Source organism: Amycolatopsis sp. FDAARGOS 1241 (genome assembly GCF_016889705.1).
GTDB lineage: Bacteria > Actinomycetota > Actinomycetes > Mycobacteriales > Pseudonocardiaceae > Amycolatopsis.
The window spans coordinates 6,414,274-6,432,892 of the sequence record NZ_CP069526.1 but is presented as its reverse complement, the minus strand read 5'-3'; the positions used below and the strand labels follow the sequence as shown (position 1 = coordinate 6,432,892).

Genomic DNA, 18,619 nt, shown 5'->3' with positions numbered 1-18,619 from the left:
CCGACTGCCCATCTCGACCTGATCAGGGGGAACGCATGCCGGCCACCAGCCAGCCGCCGCACAGCGACGAGGAGATCCAGAACGCGTGGGTCGACGAAGCACCCCGGCTCGACAGTACGGTGCACCTCGCCGAGTACGACCCGCGGTGGCCCGCGTTGTTCGAGGGTGAAGCCGAGCGCATCCGCGCCGCGCTGGGGGAGCGGGTGCTGCTGCTCGAACACGTCGGGTCCACGTCGGTGCCCGGCCTCGCCGCCAAGCCGATCATCGACATCCTGCTGGAGGTCCCGGATTCCGACGACGAACCCGCCTACCTCCCGGCGCTGGAAGCGGCGGGCTATCGGCTGGTGATCCGCGAACCCGAGTGGGAGAAACACCGTGCCTTGTCCGGTTCGGACCCGCGGGTGAACCTCCACGTGCACTCGCCGGGCAACGGCCAGACCGAGCGCTACCTGCTCTTCCGCGACCGGCTTCGCGCCCACCCCGAAGAACTGGCCACCTACCTCGCCAAGAAGCGTGAGCTGGCCGCGAAAACATGGCGCTACATCCAGAACTACGCCGACGCGAAGTCCGAAGTGATCGACGAGATCATCGCCCGCGCCCGCGCCGCGCAGTACGACGAGTTCAGCCAGGCGTACGCCGACCACGCGGCGAAGAGCGTGACGAACGCCCTCTACGACCGGCCGGCGATCGTCGAGCTGGCCGGCGACGTCGCGGGCAAGCGCGTGCTCGACGCCGGTTGCGCGGCCGGGCACCTCAGTGCGCTGCTGGCCGCGCGCGGCGCGGACGTGCTGGGCCTCGACGTGAGCCAGGGCCTGATCTCGCTGGCCCGCAAGGAATTCGGGGCCGTCGCGGAGTTCGAGGTCGCCGACCTGGCGCAGCCACTGTCCCTTGAGGACAGTTCCGTCGATGTCGTCACGGCGTCCCTCGTGTTGCACTACCTGGCGGATTTCGGTCCGGCGCTGCGCGAATTCCACCGCGTGCTGCGCCCGGGCGGGCTGCTCGTGTTCTCCGTGCACCACCCCGGTGAGGACTGGCACTGGTTCGACCGCGAGAACTACTTCGAGACCGAGCTGCTCGACGACGAGTTCCCGCTCGGGTCGTACCGACAGCGCGTGCAGTTCTACCGGCGGCCGCTCAGCGAGACGTTCGACGCGGTGCGCGACGCCGGGTTCACCGTCGACCGGCTGGTGGAACCGCAACCGGTGGCCGAAGCGGACGAAGCGGATCCGCGGGTCGCGCGGTTGCTGCGGACGAAGCCGCGGTTCCTCTACTTCCGTTGTGTGGCAGGAGAACAGTGAACCTGAACTGTCGTGCCGTGCTGTTCGACGCCGACGGCGTGCTCGTCGACTCCACCGCGTCCGGGGAGCGGTCGTGGACGCGGTGGGCGACCGAACACGGGCTCGACCCGGCGGCCGTGCTCGACGGGGTGCACGGCCGGCGGTCCGCCGAGACCGTGCGCCGGTTCCTGCCCGAAACCAGAGCCGCGGAAGGACTGCGCCGGATCGACGAACTGGAGATCGGCGACGCCGGCACCACCGTCGCGATCCCGGGTGCGGCCGAGCTCCTCGCCGGCCTGGCCGGGAACTGGGCCGTGGTCACATCGGCGTCGGCGCCGCTGCTGCACGCACGGCTGACCGCGGCGGGATTGCCGGTGCCGCCCGTGGTGATCACCGCCGAGGACGTCGAACGCGGCAAACCGGACCCCGCGGGCTACCTGCTCGGGGCGCGGCGCGCCGGCGTGCCGATCGGCGAGTGCGCGATCTTCGAGGACAGCGGCAACGGACTCGCGGCGGCGGTGGCGGCGAAACCGGCGGCCGTCGTCGGCGTCGGGGCGGGGGCGCTGGATTCGCCCGCTTCGCCGGTTGTGCGTGACCTGCGGGGGATCCGCTGGACGGGCGCCGGGCTCGACGTCGAGCAGGCCGCTGTGCTGCGGGCGTGAGCGGGCTACGGTGGGGCGCATGAAGATCGCGATCCTCGACGACTACCAGAACGTCGCGCTCACCTACGCCGACTGGGCTTCCCTCGGCGCCGACATCGAGGTCTTCACCGAGGCCTTCAGCGGGCCCGACGACGTGGTGCGCCGGCTCGCCGGGTTCGACGCGGTCGTCGCGATGCGGGAACGCACGCGGTTCCCGGCCGAAGTGCTCGACCGGCTGCCGCACCTCAAGCTGCTCGTCAGCACGGGCCGGCGCAACGCGGCTATCGACCTCGAAGCCGCGAAGCGCAACGGCGTCGTGGTGTCGGCGACGGGTTACCTGGGGCCGCCGACGCTGGAGCACACCTGGGCGCTGATCCTGGCCGCCGCCCGGAACCTCCCGGCCGACGTGCGCTCGATGCGCGACGGCGGCTGGCAGGTCGGTGTCGGCACGGTGCTCAGCGGCAAGACGCTGGGCCTGCTCGGGTTGGGACGCCTGGGGAGCGCTTCGGCGAAGATCGGGCAGGCCTTCGGAATGGAGACGATCGCGTGGAGCCCGAACCTGACGCCCGAGCGCGCCGCCGAACACGGCGTGACCGCGGTGTCGAAGGACGAGCTGTTCGAACGCAGTGACGTGCTTTCCGTGCATGTGGTGCTGTCGGAGCGCAGCCGCGGCCTCGTCGGGGCGCCCGAACTCGCCCGCATGAAGCCGACGGCCCTGCTGGTGAACACCTCCCGCGGCCCGATCGTCGACGAGGCCGCCTTGCTGGCCGCCTTGCGGGACAAGAAGATCGCCGCCGCGGCGCTGGACGTCTACGACATCGAACCGCTGCCCGCAGACCACCCGGTGCGGGGGCTGGACAACGTCATCCTCACGCCCCACGTCGGCTACGTCAGCAAGGAGACGTACGAGATCTTCTACCGCGACGCGGTGGAAGACATCGCGGCTTTCCAAGCGGGAACACCGATCCGCGTCATGGAGTGACCACAGAAGACCCAGCCACCCACCCACCGCAACGCACCCTCACCTGCGCACCGAGGATGCGCCCAGCCCCTGCCCGGCGCCTCGGTCCGAAGCTTCAATACGGCCGCCGACCCCGTGGCAAGGCACGCTTTCCCGCCTTGTCACGGGGTCAGCGGCCGTAGTCACACTCGAGCTTCGGGGTGCATACGCCACGCGACACGCCCCGCACAGGACCGCATCCCAGCCGCAGACCAACCGCAGCCGACCCTGTGCAGGACCGCACCCCGCACAACGACCAACCTTCAGCCCCGGACCTCGGCAAGCACTGCATCCGTGAACTTCGGCCACACCTCCGCCGCCCAGGGGCCGAACGAGCGATCCGTCAGCGCGACGCACGCGTGCCGCGCGTCGGGGTCCACCCAGAGGAACGTGCCGGATTGGCCGAAGTGGCCGAACGTCCGGGGTGAGCTGTTCGACCCCGTCCAGTGCGGGCTCTTGTGGTCGCGCAGTTCGAACCCGAGCCCCCAGTCGTTGGGCTTCTGGTGGCCGAAGCCGGGCAGCACTCCGTTGAGGCCGGGGAACGCGACCTCCGTGGCAGCGGCCATTGTCTCCGGCGCGAGCAGCTTCGGGGCCTGCAGCTCGGCGGCGAACGTGAGCAGGTCGTCCACAGTGGACGAAGCGCCGGCGGCGGGGGAGCCGTCGAGGGTCGTGGCGGTCAGGCCGAGGGGGTGGAAGAGGGCTTCCCGCTGGTAGTCGGCGAACGCGATCCCCGAGTGCTCCGCCAGGGTTTCCGCCAGCACTTCGAACCCCGCGTTGGAGTACAGCCGCCGGGTGCCCGGTTCGGCCATGGCCTTGTGCGCGTCGAACGCCAGGCCGGAGGTGTGGGCGAGCAGGTGGCGCACGGTCGAGCCCTCGGGGCCCGCCGGGGTGTCGAGCTCGACCACTCCCTCTTCGAGCGCGATGTGCGCGGTGTAGGCGGTGAACAGCTTGGTCACCGAGGCCAGGCGGAACACGCGGGTGGTGTCGCCGTGGCGGCCGCGCACCTCGCCGTCGGCCGAAACCACCGCGGCCGCGGCGTTGTCCACCGGCCAGTCGTCGATCAGGCGCAGGCTCTCCATACCGCCAGCTTAAACATCTCCGAAACGCGCGAAGGGGCCACCCGGCACCGGATTTCCCGGCACCGGACGGCCCCGCGCGGCTGCCCCGGAGCGGTACCTGCTTACGCGTCGAGGTCGGTGGCGACGAGCTGCGCGACCGCGTCGACCGCGGCCTCGGCGCCCTCCCCGTCCTCGGCGCTGATGACGACCTCGTCGCCGTGGGCGGCGGCGAGCGTCATCAGGTTGAGCACGCTGCCGGCGGCCACCGGGTTGCCGCCGGCCTTGGCGATGCTCACCGCGACGGGCTGAGCCGCGGCCGCCTTGGCGACCAGCGCGGCCGGCCGGGCGTGCAGGCCCACCTTGCTGGCCACGGTGACTCGTTTCTCCGGCATGGTCGTCCTCTCCCGTTCTCTGCTGGCGATCTTACTTCGCGGCCGTGCGGTCGAGGTCGGCTTCGATCGAGTCGTCCTCGCGGCCGGGGGTGCGCATGTTCCACTTGGTGATCACGAAGCGGAACACCACGTAGTAGATGACGGCGAAGACCAGGCCGATCGGGATCAGCAGCCACGCCTTGTGGGCCGTGTCCAGCGACGAGTTCAGGGCGAAGTCGATCGCGCCGCCCGAGAACGAGAAGCCGAGGTGGATGCCCAGCGCGTTGCAGACGGCCAGCGAAACACCGGTCATGATCGCGTGGAAGATGTACAGCGGCCACGCGACGAACATGAACGCGAACTCGATCGGCTCCGTGACACCCGTGATGAACGAGGTCAGCGCCGCGGAGATCATGATCGAGCCGACGATCTTCTTCTGGCCCGGCTTCGCGGTTTGCCAGATCGCCAGCGCCGCTGCGGGCAGGGCGAACATGAAGATCGGGAAGAAGCCGGTCATGAACGTGCCGGAACCCTGCACGTGGCCGAAGAAGTTGTTCAGGTCGCCGCCGCCGAAGATGAACCACACCGGCACGTTCAGCAGCTGGTGCAGGCCGATCGGGATCAGCAGGCGGTTGAGCACGCCGTAGATGCCCCCACCGATGACCGGCGAGCCGACGACGGCCTGACCGATCGCGTTGATGCCGTGGTCGACGTACTTGAAGATCAGGCCGAAGATCACGCCGAGGATGATCATCGAGAACGCGGTGATGATCGGCACGAACCGGCGGCCGCCGAAGAAGGCGAGCCAGCTCGGCAGCTTGATCCGGTAGTAGCGCTGCCACAGCAGGGCGGCGACGATGCCGCTGATCACACCGGTCAGCACGCTGTAGGGCCAGTGGATCGGCGAGCCGTCCCACGCGGGCTTGTAGCCCTCCTGGCTGCTGATCGGAGCGATCGCCTGGATCACCTTGTTGAAGACGACCCAGCCCACGACCGCCGCGACGGCCGTCGAGCCGTCACCCTTGCGCGCGAAGCCGACCGCGATACCGATGGCGAACAGCAGGGGCAGCCAGTCGAACAGGCCACCGCCCGCCGCGCCGATCACGGCTGCGACTTTGTCCCAGCCGAGACCGGTTTTGCCGAACACGTCGTCCTGGCCCAGCCGGTTCAGGAGACCGGCCGCGGGCAGGACGGCGATGGGGAGCATCAGGCTGCGGCCGAAGCGCTGCAGCCCGGCGAGCCCGCCGCCGCCCTTCTTGCCCTTCGCCCCCTCCGTGGTGGTGGCGCTCATCGTCGGGTACCTCCGTAGTGGGGTTCGTGGCCGGAATCCGGGGTGTTCCGATCCAACTGCATGGTCACCTGGTAGTGGTCCCCCCGGTACCAGGACGTCATGTCCTCCACCGGTTCTCCGCCTGCGCTGGAGATCCGGCGGAAGACCAGGAGCGGACTGCCGGTGCGCATGCCGAGCAGGCGCGCCGTGTCGCGGTCCGCGGACTCGGCCCACACCGTCTGGTACGCCTGGTCCGGCCGCAGGTCGTAGGCCTCGGCCAGCTGGGCGTACAGGGAACGGGTGAGGTCGAGGTCGAGCAAGCCGGGCGTGCGCCCGGCGTGGTACCAGCCGCGCTCCACGGCCAGCGGCACGCCGTCCGCGCGCCGCAGCCGCACGAGCCGGTGGGCCGCCACGCCCTCGGCCAGGCCGAGCGCGTGGGCCGAGGTCACCGGCGGGACCTCGACCGACGTGGACACCACCTCGGTGGTCGGGGTGAGCCCGCGCCGGCGCATGTCGTCGGTGAAGGACATCAGGTAGAGCTGGAGTTCCATCCGGCGCGCGGCGGTGAACGTGCCCTTGCCGCGCACGCGGGCCAGCAGGCCCTCCTCCACGAGCTTGCCGATCGCCGAGCGGACCGTGAGCCGCGAGACACCGTAACGCTGCGCGAGCTCCCGCTCCGACGGGATCGGCGAACCGGGTGGGAGCTCGCGCTCCACGGACCGGCGCAGGATCTCCCGCAGCTGGGCGTGCTTGGGCGTCGGCCCGTTGGTCACCCGGTCCACCCGGTCGACCCGGTCGGGCGGCGGGACGTGCGCGGCCGCGCTCATCGGTGTCACCCTCCTCGTGTCGTCGCACCGGGCAACCGGTGCTCGCGTCTTCGCCGGAAGATTGGTACGTTCCGGTCTAGACCATTGAATCCGATGGGGCAGGATGCTCTGCTTCGCGAGCGGGTGTCAACCACCGTTATGCGTTCGTGGCCTGCGGCGACGTGCATGCCGACGAACGGCGTAGTAGTGGTTGAGCGCACCTGGCCACGTGGAGAACCAACGGGAAACGAGGAGGCCGCGATGGCGGATGACAGGCCGGAGAAGATTCTCGCGGCGCTCGGCGGCGCGGACAACGTCGTCGAGATCGAAGGCTGCATCACGCGCCTTCGGTGCGAGCTCGAGGACAACAGCCTCGTCGACGAGGCGGCGCTCAAGGCCGCCGGCGCGATGGGAGTGGTGAAGATGGGCACCGCGGTCCAGGTGATCGTCGGGCCGGAGGCGGACACGATCGCCAGCGACATCGAGGACCTGATGTGAGCCTCGAGATCCTGAGCCCCGTCGCGGGCGAGGTCGTCGCGATCACGGAGGTCCCCGACCCCGTGTTCGCCGAGGCGATGGTCGGCCCCGGCATCGCCGTGAAGCCGAGCGGCGGGCGGGCCGACGCCGTCGCGCCGGTGGACGGCACCGTCGTGACGCTGCACCCGCACGCCTTCGTGGTGGCGACAGAGGACGGGCGCGCCGTGCTCGTGCACCTCGGCATCGACACCGTCAAGGAGAAGGGCGAGGGCTTCACGCTCCACGTGGTCAAGGGCGAGGCCGTGCGCGCCGGCCAGCCCGTGGTCGGCTGGGATCCCGAGGCCGTCGCGGCCGCCGGCTACTCGCCGATCGTGCCGGTCGTCGGGCTCGACACCCGGGCCGAGGTGCTCGCGGGCCTCGAGCCCGGGCGCACGGTCGCCGCCGGCGACCCGTTGTTCACCTGGACCGGCTGAGCCGGGTACCCGCGTGGCAGGGCCCCGGTGGACGGCGATCGTCCACCAGGGGCCCTTCGTCGTGCGGCGGGTGGGTGGTGCGGTCAGGCGGTGACGACCTCGCCGTTCTGGACCTTCACGTTGACCTTCGGCAGCGGCTTTTCGGCCGGGCCGTTCTTCACGGCGCCGGTGAGCGAGTCGTACACCGAACCGTGGCAGGGGCAGTGGATCTCGGCGCCCTGCGGCGGGTTCACGGTGCAGCCCTGGTGGGTGCAGACGGCGCTGAAGCAGTTCACGGTACCGGCGGTCGGCTGGGCCACGATCACGTCCTGGCCGTCGGGGGTCTTGGCGGACTTCGCCTGGCCGACGGGCACGTCGGCCAGCGCGATGACCTTCCCGCCGGGCTTGGGGGCGTTCCCGCCCGACGAGCCTGAGTCCGAGCCGCCGCCGCACGCCGCCAGGGCGACGGTGCCCACGGCGACGCCGGCGACGGCGGCACCGGTGGTGAGAACGGAGCGACGGGAGTGCAGTTCGGCAGTCATGCCCCTAGTAACGAAACCGCGGCCCCGGTGGTTCACCCGTTCACCGCATCGCCTCGTCCGGTGAACCGGAAGGCGGGTGCGTCCGTGTAGTGGGAGAGAGGGATTCTGGACGGGTGAGGTGAAGGAGAGAGCCATGTTGGCCAACTGGATGCGCGGACTGGGTGCGCTCGGGCTAGTGGGGTCCGCCGCGGTCCACTTCTACCTGTACTTCGGCAGCGGCTACTCGGACATCCCCGTGGTCGGGCCGCTTTTCCTGGTCAACGGGATCGCCGGCGTCGTGATCGCCATCGCGCTGCTGACGTGGCGGCACTGGGTGCCGCCGTTCTTCACGTTCGGCTTCGGCGGCGTGACGCTGCTGGCGTACATCCTGTCGGTGACGGTCGGCTTCTACGGCATGCACGACCAGTTCAACAGCCAGTTCGAGTACTGGGGTGTGGTCACCGAGGCGCTGTGCGTGATCTGCGGCCTGGTGCTGCTGGTGCAGGAGGTGCGGGCGCGCCAGGCGGGCGGCGCGCACGCGGTGCCGGCCGGTCGCTGACCGAGGCGGCCCGGTGGGGAGGAGCGACGTCGAGGACCAGCTGATGCGGGCGCTGCACGAGGAGCACGCGGCCGCGCTGTGGTCCTACGCCCTGCACCTGACCGGCGGCAACCGGATCCACGCGGAGGATGTGGTCCAGGAGACGCTGCTGCGGGCGTGGCGGCACACGGACGTCCTGGACCAGTCGCAGGGTTCGGCCCGTGCGTGGCTGTTCACGGTCGCGCGGCGCATCGCCATCGACGGGTGGCGGTCGGCGACCTCGCGCTCGGAGGTCGTCACCGACGCTCCGCCCGAGCGCGCGGTGGCCGACGGCACGGAGCGGGCCGTGCAGGGGTGGCTGGTGGCCGATGCGCTGGGCGAGCTCTCGGCGCGGCACCGCGAGGTGCTCGACCTGTGCTACTTCCAGGGTTACTCGGTGGCCGACGCCGCCCGGGCCCTGGGGATCGCCGAAGGGACGGTGAAGTCCCGCACGCACTACGCGCTGCGGGCGCTTCGCCTGGCTTTGGAGGAGCGGGGCGTGACGCAGTGACCGCCGACGAGTTCGCGACCTACGACGCGGCGTACATACTCGGTGCCTTGTCACCGGAGGAGCGCCAGGCGTTCGAAGAGCACCTGCCGGGGTGCGAACGGTGTGCCGCCGCGGTGCGGGAGCTGGCGGGGTTGCCGGGTTTGCTGGCGCAGACCCGGGATTCGGGTGGTACCGGGGCTTCGGGTGCTGCTGGGGTTCCGGGCTTTCCCGGGGTGGAGGGTGCCTCGGGAGCGTCCGGTGCTTCAGGAGTCCCCGGAGCTTCGGGTGCTGTGGGTGCGCCGGAGCCTGCGGGCGTTTCCGGTGCTGCCGGGGTTGCCGGCCCCGCTGCGGCTTCCGGGTCTCAGGAGGGTGCGGGCTCCGCTGGTGCCGGTGTTGCGGGGGTGCCGGATGCCGCGGAGGTTGCGGCCCCAGCCGGTGCTGCGGGTTCTCCGGTGGTGTCCGGCCCGGCGTGGCCGGGTGGTTCGGGGGTTACCGGTTCTTCGGGTTCGTCGCCGCCGGTCGGGGACGGCGAGGGGCCCGGGGAGGTTGCGGGCGGTTCGGAGGGGCCGGCCCCCGACCTGCTTCCCACCTTGATGCGCAAGGTACGTCGTCGGCGGCGGGTCCGGACCGGGGTGACGGGGGGCGTCGCCGGGCTGGCCGTCGCGGCGGGGGTGGCGTTGGTGGTGTCGCTGACGGTGCCGGAGGCGACGCCGGTCGCGCCCGCACCGCCGCAGCCGCCTGCACTGGCGATGTCCGCGTTGGGCGAGTATCCGATCCAGGCCGCGGCGCGCCTCCTGACGCAGGCGTGGGGCACCGAAGTCGAGATGTCCTGCAGCTACGGCGGCGGTCGGGGCGGCGACTATTCGCTGGTCGCCATCGCCCGCGACGGCTCCCAGGCGGAATTGGCGACGTGGCTGGCGTTGCCGGAGAACACCGCGAAGGTCGTCGTCGGGACGAAGCTGAAGCCGCAAGACATCGCGTCGCTGGAGATCCGCAGTGTCAGGACGGGGAAACCGTTGATGCGCTTGAGTTATCCCTGATCCGTCCGGACGGGGAGCAGTCGCTGCCGCCGCAGCTCGCTTTCGCGCGGGCTGCGGCGGTTTTGCGGTTCCGGGTTCCGGTCGTGCTTTGTGCGTGGCTGCCCGGTCGGGTGAATTCGAGGACAGTTCGGTGCGAACGGTCCACTCGCGCCATCGCCGCTTTGGCCTTTCGCGGCACCGCTGCCAACGTGGAGGCATGTCCTGGGGAATGGTCGTGGCGGGAGCGGTCGTGGTGCCGCTGCTCGTCTGGTCGGTGAAGCGAGCCGGGGCGCCGGTGCCGCCGGTGGCCGCGGTGGCGCTCGTCGCCGCCGCGCTCGGTGTTGTGGCGTGGCGGTGCAGTGAGGCCGCGTGGGCGCGGTGGTGGTGGCCCGTGCCGTGGCTGCTCACGGTCGTCGGCGTGCCGCTGAGTCTCGCCGACCTCAAGCACCGCCGGCTGCCCGATGTGCTCACGCTGCCCGCGTACCCCGCGATGGCGGTCGCGCTCGGGCTGGCCGCGGCGACGGGCGGGGGCACGGCCCTCCTCGTCGACGCCGCAGCCGGGACGCTGGTGTTCGGTGGCGCGCACCTCGCTGTCCATCGCGCGCTGCCGGGCCGGATGGGCGCGGGTGACGTGAAGCTGGCGGGTGTCCTGGGCGCGGTGCTGGGCGCGCTGGGCTGGGCGTCGATGGTGTTCGCGGCGATCACGGCGGCGGCCGTGAGCGCGGTGGTCGCGGTGGTCGCGTTGCGGATGCAGGTCGCGGCGCGGGCGCGGTGGCCGGACGGGAAGGGGGTGCTCGCGCCGGGCGACAGCCAGTTCGTGGCCTGCGACGGCGGGTTCTCGCCGGGCTGCGGTGCGGTCGCGGGGAGCGGCGGTGCGTTCCCGACGGCCCTCGGCACGGGTGGCCGCGCGTGGGCGCAGGGCGGCGACAACGGCGCCGCCGGCCGTGCCCGTCAGGCGATCCGGTGTGGTGTGCCCCATGGGCCGGCTCTGGTGCTGGCGGCCTGGACGTGCGCGGTCTTCCCCGGGGTGGGTTCGGGGGTGGTGCCGAGCTGAGGGCCTGTCACGGGCGACGTGGTCACGCGTGACAGGATTGCCAGGTGTTGCGCTGGATCACCGCAGGAGAATCGCACGGACCTGCCCTCGCCGCTGTGCTCGAGGGCCTGCCCGCCGGGGTGGAGGTGACCACCGAGGACCTCACCGCGCAGCTGGCGCGGCGCCGGCTCGGGTTCGGTCGCAGTCCCCGCATGGGGTTCGAAACCGACCACGTGCAGTTCCTCGGCGGGGTCCGCCACGGGCTCACGCAGGGCGGCCCCATCGCGGTGCAGATCGAGAACGCCGAGTGGCCCAAGTGGGAACAGGTCATGGCGGCCGACCCCGTCGACCCGGCGGTGCTCGCCGGACTGGCGCGCAACGAGCCGCTCACCCGGCCGCGCCCCGGGCACGCCGACCTGCCGGGCATGCAGAAGTACGGCTTCGACGAGGCGCGCCCCGTGCTGGAGCGGGCGAGCGCTCGTGAGACCGCGTCGCGCACGGCGCTGGGCACGGTGGCGCGCAACTTCCTGCGCCAGCTGCTCGGTGTGGAGATCCTGAGCCACGTCGTGTCGATCGGGGGCGCGGACGCACCCGGGGGACCGTTGCCGAAGCCCGAGGACCTCGCGGCGATCGACGAGAGCCCCGTCCGGTCGTTCTCGGCCGAGGGCACCGAGGCGATGGTCGCCGAGGTGGACGCGGTGCGGAAGGCGGGCGACACCGTCGGCGGCGTGATCGAGGTGCTGGCCTACGGGCTGCCGCCGGGCCTCGGGTCCCACGTGCACTGGGACCGGCGGCTCGACGCGCGCCTGGCGGGTGCGCTGATGGGCGTGCAGGCGATGAAGGGCGTGGAGGTCGGCGACGGCTTCACCACGGCGCGGCGCTGGGGCAGCCAGGCCCACGACGAGATCGACCGCGGCACCGGGCCGGTGGGCGTCACCCGCCGGACCAACCGCGCCGGCGGGCTGGAAGGTGGCATCACCAACGGGGAGATCCTGCGCGTGCGCGTCGCGATGAAGCCGATCTCCACCGTGCCGAAGGCGCTGTCCACAGTGGACGTGCGGACGGGCGAGCCCGCCGTCGCGATCCACCAGCGGTCGGACGTGTGCGCGGTGCCGCGCGCCGGGGTCGTGCTGGAGTCGGTGGTGGCGCTGGTGCTGGCCGAGGCGGCGCTGGAGAAGTTCGGCGGCGACTCGCTGGCCGAGACCAAGCGCAACGCCGAGGCTTACCTGAAGGCGCTCGAGGAGCGCTGGTGAGCCCCCGGGCCGTCGTGGTCGGGCCGCCGGGTTCGGGCAAGAGCACGGTGGGCCCGATGCTGGCCGAGGCGCTCGGCGTGGCGTTCCGGGACACCGACGACGACATCGTCGAACGCGCCGGCCGCGCGATCGCCGACATCTTCGCCGAGGACGGCGAACCGGCGTTCCGCGCGCTGGAGGCACAGGCCGTCGCGACGGCGCTGGACGAGCACGACGGCGTGCTGTCGCTCGGCGGAGGCGCCCCGCTCGCGGCGGAAACCCGGGCGCTGCTGGCGAAGCACACCGTGGTGTTCCTGAACGTCGGGCTCGCCGCCGGGGTGCAGCGCACCGGCCTGTCGAGCGCGCGTCCGCTGCTCGCGGGCGTGAACCCGCGCGCGACGTTCAAAGCCCTGCTCGACGGGCGCCTGCCGGTGTATCGCGAGGTGGCGACCGTCGAGATCGAGACCGACAAGCGGACGCCCGCCGAGGTGGTGGCCCTCGCCGTCACCGCGCTCGAGCCGGCCGCCGACCGGCAGACCGAGCAATCCGCGCAGACCGAGCAGTTGCAGGAGTAGTGAGACAATCGTGTCCGAACCGGTCCGGATCCGCGTCGCGACGGCGCACCCGTACGACGTGGTCGTGGGCCGCGGCCTGCTGGCCGAGCTCACCGCGCAGCTCGCCGACGCGTCCAAGGTCGCGCTGATCCACCCGCCCACCCTCACCACCACGGCCGAGGCGGTGCGCGACGAACTCGCCGCCGCGGGCCTCGACGCGCACCGCGTGGAGATCCCCGACGCCGAGGACGGCAAGGCCTTCACGGTCGCCGGCTTCTGCTGGGAGGTCCTCGGCCGCATCGGCCTCGACCGCCGCGGCGTGGTCGTCGGCCTCGGCGGCGGCGCCGTGACCGACCTGGCCGGGTTCGTCGCCGGCACCTGGATGCGCGGGGTCCGCCTGGTCAACGTGCCGACGACGCTGCTGGGCATGGTCGACGCGGCCGTCGGGGGCAAGACGGGCATCAACACCGAGGCCGGCAAGAACCTCGTCGGCGTGTTCCACGAGCCGAGCGCCGTGCTCGTCGACCTCGCGACGCTCGAGACGCTGCCGCCCAACGAGCTGGTCGCCGGCATGGCCGAGGTCGTGAAGACCGGGTTCATCGCCGATCCGCGCATCCTCGAGCTGATCGAACAGGACCCGGCCGGCGCGCTCGACGCGACGGGCGACGTGCTCGCCGATCTCGTCCGCCGGTCGATCCAGGTCAAGGCCGACGTGGTCGCCGCGGACCTGCGCGAGTCCGACCTGCGGGAGATCCTCAACTACGGCCACACCCTCGGGCACGCCATCGAGCGCCGCGAGCGCTACCGCTGGCGCCACGGCGCGGCCGTGAGCGTGGGCCTCGTGTACGCCGCCGAGCTCGCGCGCCTCGCGGGCCGCCTCGACGACGAGACCGCGGCGCGCCACGCTTCGGTGCTCAAGCTGATCGGCCTGCCGACCACGTACGACCCCGAGGCGCTGCCGCAGCTCGTCGAAGCCATGAAGAGCGACAAGAAGACCCGGTCCGGTGTGCTGCGGTTCGTGGTCCTCGACGGGCTCGCCAAGCCAGGCCGGCTCGAAGGCCCCGACCCGGCGCTGCTGGCCGCGGCCTACTCGGCGGTCGCCGCGGAGGAGCCCAAGAACGGCGGGAGCGTGCTGCTGTGAAGGTCTTCGTCTTCAACGGCCCCAACCTCGGCCGGCTGGGCAAGCGCGAGCCCGACGTCTACGGCTCCACCACCCACGACGACCTCGTCGCCCTGTGTGTGGACACGGGCAAGGAGCTCGGCCTCGACGTCGAGGTGCGCCAGACCGACCACGAGGGCGAACTCGTCGGCTGGCTCCACGAAGCCGCCGACGCCGCCACCCCCGTCGTGCTCAACGCCGGCGCCTGGACGCACTACTCGATCGCCGTGCGCGACGCCGCCGCGCAGGTGCCTGCGCCGCTGATCGAGCTGCACATCACCAACGTCCACAAGCGCGAGCAGTTCCGCCACCACAGCGTGCTCTCCGACATCGCCGCCGGCGTGATCGTGGGGCTCGGCGTGGACGGGTACCCGCTCGCGCTGCGCTGGCTGGCCGCGAACGCGAAGTGAGCGCGGTCCCGGAGCTCACCACCGAACGGCTCCGGTTGCGGGCACTGACCGAGGCCGACACCGACGCCGTCGTGGCGGTGTTCGCCGGCCCGGCGATGAGCCGGTACCTCGCCACCGACTTCTCCGACCCCGCGCGGGCCCGCGCCATGGCCGCCCGCCGGCTCGCCTACACCGGCCCCGACGGCCAAGGACACTGGGCGATCGAACGCGCCGAGGAGGTCATCGGCGTCGCGCACCTGCGTCCGTCTTCGCAGCTGCCAGGCGACGTCGCGGAGCTGGGCTACTTCATCGCGGCGCAGCACGCCGGTCACGGCTACGCGACGGAAGCCGCCCGCGCGCTCATCGACCACGGCCTGCACGGTCTCGGCCTGCCCGCCGTCTGGGCGCTGGTCCACGAGGACAACGCGGCCAGCCGGGCCGTCGCGCGCCGGCTCGGGTTCCTCGACGTCGGATCGGGTGAGCACTACGGCGCCGAGCACCGCGTGCTCGTCGCCCTTCCCACAGCACACGGGAAACCGCACCACATCTAGCTCTGGCTGCCGGATCTCCCCCGCGCCGAGCGCAGCTGGGGCCGGCTGCTGGGCCGGCTGGGCTACCGCGAATTCCAGCGCCGGCCCCCGGGCGTCAGCTGGCGCCTGGGCCCGACGTACGTCGTCGTCGAAGCCTCGCCCGCGCGGACGGGCGGCACCCACGTGCGCACCCGCCCTGGCCTCAACCACCTCGCGCTGCACGTGGCGACCCGCGCGCAGGTCGACGAGCTCGCCGCCGGCGGATCCGGCCGGCGGCCGCTCTTCGCCGCCGAATACCCCTACGCGGGAGGAAAGGCGCACTACGCGGCCTACCTCGAGAACGAAGACGGCTTCGAGGTCGAACTCGTTGCCCTGGAGCGCCCGCCACGCCGGGAGCCACTCACCCGTCCGGGTTAAGGCTCGCTACACTCGGCCATCATGCGCCCGTTCCGTCGCGGGGGTCCGCGACCAGTGCGTGCCCTCCTCGCCCTGGCTCTCTCCGGGGCCGTGGTGACGGGCTGCAGCGACAGCTACGCGCAGTCCCAGGCCGAGGGACCCGGCCACGGCGGCCTCGCCGGCGGCGAGCAGGCTCCGGCGAAACCACCGCGCCAGGCGAACGTCGCGCTCGGCACCGCGAACGCCCGCCAGAGCTCCGGGGTGGTCGCCGCTGGCGCCGCGGACGCGGTCTACAACTACGGCCCCACCGTGATGGTCGAGGGCGGCAAGACCCGCATGTGGTGGTGCAGCCAGTACAGCAGCGCGCCCCCGCCGGGCGACGACATCCTGTACGCCGAAGCGCCGTCGGCCGACGGCCCCTTCACCGGCCCCGGCGGCGGCGCGCCGATCGCCGTGCTGTCCGGCTCGCCCGGCGGATTCGACGGGGTGCACACGTGCGACCCGTCGGTGCTGCGCGTCGGCGGCACGTACTACCTGTACTACACGGGCGCGGCCGGCGACCACGCGCTCGGCAACGCCATCGGCCTCGCCACGAGCACCGACGGCATCCACTGGACACGCGCCGCGGGCGGGCAACCGATCCTCGGGCCCTCGCACGACGTGCACCGCGACAACGTCTACGGCGCGGGCCAGCCGTCCGTGGTGTTCCTCGACGGCTGGTACTACCTGATGTTCACCGACACCACCGGCCGCGCCGCCGGCTGGAACGGCGCCGGTCAGTTTGTGATCCGCTCCCACGACCCGGCGTTCCGCAGCGGCGTGGAAGCGCTGGGGGACAAGGGTTTCACGCCCGTCGCGGGGACGAACGCGCCGCGGGAGCGCTCGGTGGTCGACGGGTTCAGCGCCGACCTCGAGTGGATCGGCGCGCTCGACGCGTTCGCGATCGCCCACGAGACCGCGACCGGCACGACGCTGACCTTCTGGGACCGCGACTTCACGCTCCAGCCCTACGCGCCGCTCACGATCCCCGGCGCGTGGAAGGAGGGCCCCGGTCTCGTCCGCCGGCCCGACGGGCACGCGCCGACCTCGGTCACGGACCCGTGCGACACGGTCTCGCTCGACGTGGTCCGCGCGACCGCCATCGGCTCCGCGGGCGCGCCGACGGGGCTCGAGCACTTCGGCCTCGACGTGCGCGGCGCCGGCGGCTGCTCGAGCCCCGACCGCGTGACGACCACGTTCGACGGGGTCGCGATGCCGTCACCGGATCGCCGGATGGACCTGTTCCGCCGGGGCGAGCGCATCCGCGTCGACCGCCGTTCGGTCGCGGTGGCGCTGGCTGGCGAGGTCGTCGACCGGCCGCTCACGCCCGTCGGCGGCATCCCGGTGAAGGCGACGCTGAAGTCCGCCGCCCCCGTGGTCCACGCCTACGGGCGCGGTTACGGCGTGGTGCTCGGCAACGTGCTCTACGGCCTGCCCGACACCGCGACCGTCGGCCTCAACGGGGCCGAGGTGACGGAGATCGACCCGCGACGGTGGGACGCCTACGCGCCCGGTTTGCCGCTGGGCGGCTGACCGGCGACGGCCTGGGGTTCGTGGCGACCGCGGCGGGCTCGGGCTCCGGCAGCTCCAGCTGACCCGACTGGCTGCCCGAACCGTCGTCGGAGTCGTCGTCGGTGGCCTCCGCCTCGGGTGCCTCCGGCGCGGGCCGCCGGATGCGCCCGCCCACGAACAGCCCCAGCCCGGCCGGCACCAGCACGAGCAGCGCCGAGAACGCCGCACCGCCGGTGAGCGCCGCGCCCAGCTCCGACACACCCGTCTGGTCGACGAACACCGCGCGGCCGATCACGTACAGGACGCCGGACACCACGCCCGCCACCAGCGCGGCGATGAACCAGGCCCGCCCGCGGTGCGCCACGGCGCGCCAGCCGTCGACCGCGCTCCACAGCGCCGCGACGCCCACCAGCACGGCGAGCGTGGCGGAGGTGATCACGGTCTGGTCGGTCGGGTGGAACACGGACCACTTGGCGAGCAGCGTCATGGCGGCGGCGTGCACGACGGCCATGACCAGCCCGCGAGTCAACCAGGCACCCAGCATGCACGGAGTGTAGGTGGCCGGGCGTGAACGCGGTGCGGTCCGCCCCTCACCCGCGGCACCGGGTGCGCGCAGGGCGCCGGTGGTCGCTGCCGCGCGCGTCCCCGGGCCGGCCGCCGCCGGCTGGTTAAGCTGGCCGGGTGCCTGAAACCCACGCTCACCGCCGCGGCGCATTGCGGTCCCTGATCACCGAATCCGGGGTCGACGCGCTGCTCGTCACCGACCTGCTCAACATCCGCTACCTCACCGGGTTCACGGGGTCCAACGCCGCGCTGCTCGTGCACGCCGGCGGCGAAGACAAGACCGTGTTCTGCACCGACGGGCGCTACACGACCCAGTCGGCCGCCGAGGTGCCCGACCTGGAGCGCGTCACGGGCCGCGCGAGCGGCCGCGTGCTGGCCGACCTCGCGGCGCGCGAGCACTCGGCATACGGGCGGACTGGGTTCGAGAGCCAGCACGTGAGCGTGGAGGAGCACGAGGTGCTCAAGGTGCGCTTCGAGAAGGTGGCGCTCGTGCGCACGCCCGGGCTGGTCGAGCAGCTGCGCGCGGTGAAGGACGAGGTCGAGGTCGCGGCCCTGCGCTCGGCCTGCGCGGCGGCCGACCGCGCGCTCGCCGACCTGCTGGCGGCCGGCGGGCTGCGCGCCGGCCGCACCGAGCTGGAAGTGGCCCGCGACCTGGAGAACCGCATGCTCGGGCACGGCTCGTCGGAGCCGTCGTTCGCCACGATCGTGGCCGCCGGGCCGAACTCGGCGATCCCGCACCACCAGCCCACCGGCGCCGAGCTGCGTGAAGGTGATTTCGTGAAGCTCGACTTCGGCGCGACGGTCGACGGCTACCACTCGGACATGACGCGCACGTTCGTGCTCGGCAAGGCCGCCGACTGGCAGCGCGAGCTCTACGACCTGGTCCACCGCGCCCAAGCGGCGGGCACCGCGGCCGTCTCGCCGGGCGCCGTCGTGTCCGAAGTGGACGCGGCGGCCCGTTCGGTGATCGCCGAGGCGGGCCACGGCGACAACTTCGCGCACGGCCTCGGCCACGGCGTCGGGCTCGAGGTGCACGAGGCGCCGAGCCTCGCTACCACGGGCGTCGGTACACTGTCCGCCGGTATGGCGGTCACCGTCGAGCCCGGCGTGTACCTGGCGGGGCGCGGTGGCGTGCGCATCGAGGACACGCTCGTCGTGCGGGACTCCGGGCCCGAACTCCTCACCCTGACCACCAAGGACCTCGTGGCCGTCTGAGACGGGCCGCGGACGAAGAGATCGACACAGGAGACCG

At 72.4% G+C, this 18,619-nt stretch carries 23 protein-coding genes and 1 pseudogene; 18 read left to right on the top strand and 6 right to left on the bottom strand.

The features are described 5' to 3' along the window. The first annotated feature begins 35 nt into the window (after positions 1-35). Genes I6J71_RS31455 through I6J71_RS31445 form a run of 3 tightly spaced genes read left to right on the top strand, consistent with a single transcriptional unit; the run spans position 36 to position 2,900 of the window. Positions 36-1,298, top strand: a complete 1,263-nt coding sequence (locus I6J71_RS31455; protein ID WP_204090169.1) for a GrpB family protein — start codon at positions 36-38, stop codon at positions 1,296-1,298. Continuing rightward, entirely contained in the window at positions 1,295-1,939 is a 645-nt protein-coding gene (locus I6J71_RS31450) for an HAD-IA family hydrolase (RefSeq protein ID WP_204090168.1), read from the top strand. The genes I6J71_RS31455 and I6J71_RS31450 overlap by 4 nt, the downstream gene beginning before the upstream one ends. Before the next feature lie 19 nt (positions 1,940-1,958). After that, complete coding sequence (locus tag I6J71_RS31445) at positions 1,959-2,900, top strand: D-2-hydroxyacid dehydrogenase family protein (RefSeq protein ID WP_204090167.1); 942 nt, start codon at positions 1,959-1,961, stop codon at positions 2,898-2,900. Positions 2,901-3,181: 281 nt separating this feature from the next. Here I6J71_RS31445 and I6J71_RS31440 read toward each other — a convergent pair whose 3' ends face one another. The 4 genes from I6J71_RS31440 to I6J71_RS31425 form a co-directional block, all read right to left on the bottom strand. Continuing rightward, positions 3,182-3,997 carry a serine hydrolase gene (locus I6J71_RS31440; RefSeq protein WP_204090166.1) on the bottom strand — a complete coding sequence of 272 codons (816 nt, stop codon included), beginning with the start codon at positions 3,995-3,997 and terminating at the stop codon, positions 3,182-3,184. A gap of 101 nt (positions 3,998-4,098) precedes the next feature. Next, the gene (locus I6J71_RS31435; RefSeq protein ID WP_204090165.1) at positions 4,099-4,368 is read right to left on the bottom strand and encodes an HPr family phosphocarrier protein; all 270 of its coding nucleotides are present in this window, start codon (positions 4,366-4,368) and stop codon (positions 4,099-4,101) included. Positions 4,369-4,399: 31 nt separating this feature from the next. After that, entirely contained in the window at positions 4,400-5,638 is a 1,239-nt protein-coding gene (locus I6J71_RS31430) for a PTS transporter subunit EIIC (RefSeq protein ID WP_204090164.1), read from the bottom strand. Then, entirely contained in the window at positions 5,635-6,444 is an 810-nt protein-coding gene (locus I6J71_RS31425; protein WP_204090163.1) for a GntR family transcriptional regulator, read from the bottom strand. Before I6J71_RS31425 ends, I6J71_RS31430 begins: the two co-directional genes overlap by 4 nt. 240 nt (positions 6,445-6,684) lie before the next feature. Between I6J71_RS31425 and I6J71_RS31420 the strand changes: the two genes are divergently transcribed. Both I6J71_RS31420 and I6J71_RS31415 read left to right on the top strand, forming a co-directional pair. Further along, positions 6,685-6,921 (top strand): glucose PTS transporter subunit EIIB, encoded by a 237-nt coding sequence (locus I6J71_RS31420; protein WP_239154026.1) that lies wholly within the window; start codon positions 6,685-6,687, stop codon positions 6,919-6,921. Then, the gene (locus I6J71_RS31415; RefSeq protein WP_204090161.1) at positions 6,918-7,373 is read left to right on the top strand and encodes a PTS glucose transporter subunit IIA; all 456 of its coding nucleotides are present in this window, start codon (positions 6,918-6,920) and stop codon (positions 7,371-7,373) included. The genes I6J71_RS31420 and I6J71_RS31415 overlap by 4 nt, the downstream gene beginning before the upstream one ends. An 83-nt stretch (positions 7,374-7,456) precedes the next feature. Here the strand turns inward: I6J71_RS31415 and I6J71_RS31410 are convergent, their stop codons facing one another. Next, on the bottom strand, positions 7,457-7,894 hold the full coding sequence (locus tag I6J71_RS31410) for a Rieske (2Fe-2S) protein (RefSeq protein ID WP_204090160.1): 438 nt from the start codon (positions 7,892-7,894) through the stop codon (positions 7,457-7,459). Positions 7,895-8,027: 133 nt separating this feature from the next. Between I6J71_RS31410 and I6J71_RS31405 the strand changes: the two genes are divergently transcribed. The 12 genes and pseudogenes from I6J71_RS31405 to I6J71_RS31355 all read left to right on the top strand — a co-directional run bounded on the left by I6J71_RS31405 (position 8,028) and on the right by I6J71_RS31355 (position 16,824). Next, positions 8,028-8,432 carry a hypothetical protein gene (locus tag I6J71_RS31405; RefSeq protein WP_204090159.1) on the top strand — a complete coding sequence of 135 codons (405 nt, stop codon included), beginning with the start codon at positions 8,028-8,030 and terminating at the stop codon, positions 8,430-8,432. Positions 8,433-8,475: 43 nt separating this feature from the next. After that, entirely contained in the window at positions 8,476-8,961 is a 486-nt protein-coding gene (locus I6J71_RS31400) for a sigma-70 family RNA polymerase sigma factor (RefSeq protein ID WP_204097325.1), read from the top strand. Then, positions 8,958-9,032, top strand: a pseudogene (locus tag I6J71_RS51250) (anti-sigma factor); the annotation flags it as partial. The gene I6J71_RS31400 and the pseudogene I6J71_RS51250, both read left to right, overlap by 4 nt. A gap of 540 nt (positions 9,033-9,572) precedes the next feature. Next, positions 9,573-9,980 (top strand): hypothetical protein, encoded by a 408-nt coding sequence (locus I6J71_RS31390; RefSeq protein WP_204097624.1) that lies wholly within the window; start codon positions 9,573-9,575, stop codon positions 9,978-9,980. A 196-nt stretch (positions 9,981-10,176) separates the two neighbouring features. Beyond that, on the top strand, positions 10,177-11,013 hold the full coding sequence (locus I6J71_RS31385; RefSeq protein ID WP_204090158.1) for an A24 family peptidase: 837 nt from the start codon (positions 10,177-10,179) through the stop codon (positions 11,011-11,013). Positions 11,014-11,057: 44 nt separating this feature from the next. Next, complete coding sequence (aroC, locus tag I6J71_RS31380) at positions 11,058-12,245, top strand: chorismate synthase (protein ID WP_204090157.1); 1,188 nt, start codon at positions 11,058-11,060, stop codon at positions 12,243-12,245. After that, positions 12,242-12,799 carry a shikimate kinase gene (locus I6J71_RS31375; RefSeq protein ID WP_204090156.1) on the top strand — a complete coding sequence of 186 codons (558 nt, stop codon included), beginning with the start codon at positions 12,242-12,244 and terminating at the stop codon, positions 12,797-12,799. The genes aroC and I6J71_RS31375 overlap by 4 nt, the downstream gene beginning before the upstream one ends. Before the next feature lie 10 nt (positions 12,800-12,809). Further along, entirely contained in the window at positions 12,810-13,919 is a 1,110-nt protein-coding gene (aroB, locus tag I6J71_RS31370; protein WP_204090155.1) for a 3-dehydroquinate synthase, read from the top strand. Next, entirely contained in the window at positions 13,916-14,347 is a 432-nt protein-coding gene (gene aroQ, locus I6J71_RS31365) for a type II 3-dehydroquinate dehydratase (RefSeq protein ID WP_204090154.1), read from the top strand. Before aroB ends, aroQ begins: the two co-directional genes overlap by 4 nt. Continuing rightward, positions 14,344-14,877, top strand: a complete 534-nt coding sequence (locus I6J71_RS49155) for a GNAT family N-acetyltransferase (protein WP_239154025.1) — start codon at positions 14,344-14,346, stop codon at positions 14,875-14,877. The genes aroQ and I6J71_RS49155 overlap by 4 nt, the downstream gene beginning before the upstream one ends. 6 nt (positions 14,878-14,883) lie before the next feature. Continuing rightward, positions 14,884-15,273, top strand: coding sequence for a VOC family protein (locus I6J71_RS51245; RefSeq protein ID WP_370542236.1), 390 nt, complete (start codon positions 14,884-14,886; stop codon positions 15,271-15,273). Between the two features lie 21 nt (positions 15,274-15,294). Then, positions 15,295-16,824, top strand: a complete 1,530-nt coding sequence (locus I6J71_RS31355) for a beta-xylosidase (RefSeq protein WP_204090153.1) — start codon at positions 15,295-15,297, stop codon at positions 16,822-16,824. On the opposite strand, the gene I6J71_RS31350 is transcribed toward I6J71_RS31355, so the two are convergent. Further along, entirely contained in the window at positions 16,748-17,347 is a 600-nt protein-coding gene (locus I6J71_RS31350) for a B-4DMT family transporter (RefSeq protein WP_204090152.1), read from the bottom strand. The genes I6J71_RS31355 and I6J71_RS31350 overlap by 77 nt on opposite strands. Before the next feature lie 137 nt (positions 17,348-17,484). On the opposite strand from I6J71_RS31350, the gene I6J71_RS31345 reads away from it, so the two are divergent. Continuing rightward, the gene (locus I6J71_RS31345) at positions 17,485-18,582 is read left to right on the top strand and encodes a Xaa-Pro peptidase family protein (RefSeq protein WP_204090151.1); all 1,098 of its coding nucleotides are present in this window, start codon (positions 17,485-17,487) and stop codon (positions 18,580-18,582) included. Positions 18,583-18,619 lie beyond the last annotated feature (37 nt).

Bases quoted from the DNA above. Each gene is read 5' to 3' on its own strand.
- I6J71_RS31455 (WP_204090169.1), top strand. From the start codon at position 36: ATGCCGGCCACCAGCCAGCCGCCGCACAGCGACGAGGAGATCCAGAAC.
- I6J71_RS31445 (WP_204090167.1), top strand. From the start codon at position 1,959: ATGAAGATCGCGATCCTCGACGACTACCAGAACGTCGCGCTCACCTAC.
- I6J71_RS31440 (WP_204090166.1), bottom strand. From the start codon at position 3,997: ATGGAGAGCCTGCGCCTGATCGACGACTGGCCGGTGGACAACGCCGCG.
- I6J71_RS31435 (WP_204090165.1), bottom strand. From the start codon at position 4,368: ATGCCGGAGAAACGAGTCACCGTGGCCAGCAAGGTGGGCCTGCACGCC.
- I6J71_RS31430 (WP_204090164.1), bottom strand. From the start codon at position 5,638: ATGAGCGCCACCACCACGGAGGGGGCGAAGGGCAAGAAGGGCGGCGGC.
- I6J71_RS31425 (WP_204090163.1), bottom strand. From the start codon at position 6,444: ATGAGCGCGGCCGCGCACGTCCCGCCGCCCGACCGGGTCGACCGGGTG.
- I6J71_RS31420 (WP_239154026.1), top strand. From the start codon at position 6,685: ATGGCGGATGACAGGCCGGAGAAGATTCTCGCGGCGCTCGGCGGCGCG.
- I6J71_RS31410 (WP_204090160.1), bottom strand. From the start codon at position 7,894: ATGACTGCCGAACTGCACTCCCGTCGCTCCGTTCTCACCACCGGTGCC.
- I6J71_RS31405 (WP_204090159.1), top strand. From the start codon at position 8,028: ATGTTGGCCAACTGGATGCGCGGACTGGGTGCGCTCGGGCTAGTGGGG.
- I6J71_RS31400 (WP_204097325.1), top strand. From the start codon at position 8,476: ATGCGGGCGCTGCACGAGGAGCACGCGGCCGCGCTGTGGTCCTACGCC.
- I6J71_RS31385 (WP_204090158.1), top strand. From the start codon at position 10,177: ATGTCCTGGGGAATGGTCGTGGCGGGAGCGGTCGTGGTGCCGCTGCTC.
- I6J71_RS31355 (WP_204090153.1), top strand. From the start codon at position 15,295: ATGCGCCCGTTCCGTCGCGGGGGTCCGCGACCAGTGCGTGCCCTCCTC.
- I6J71_RS31350 (WP_204090152.1), bottom strand. From the start codon at position 17,347: ATGCTGGGTGCCTGGTTGACTCGCGGGCTGGTCATGGCCGTCGTGCAC.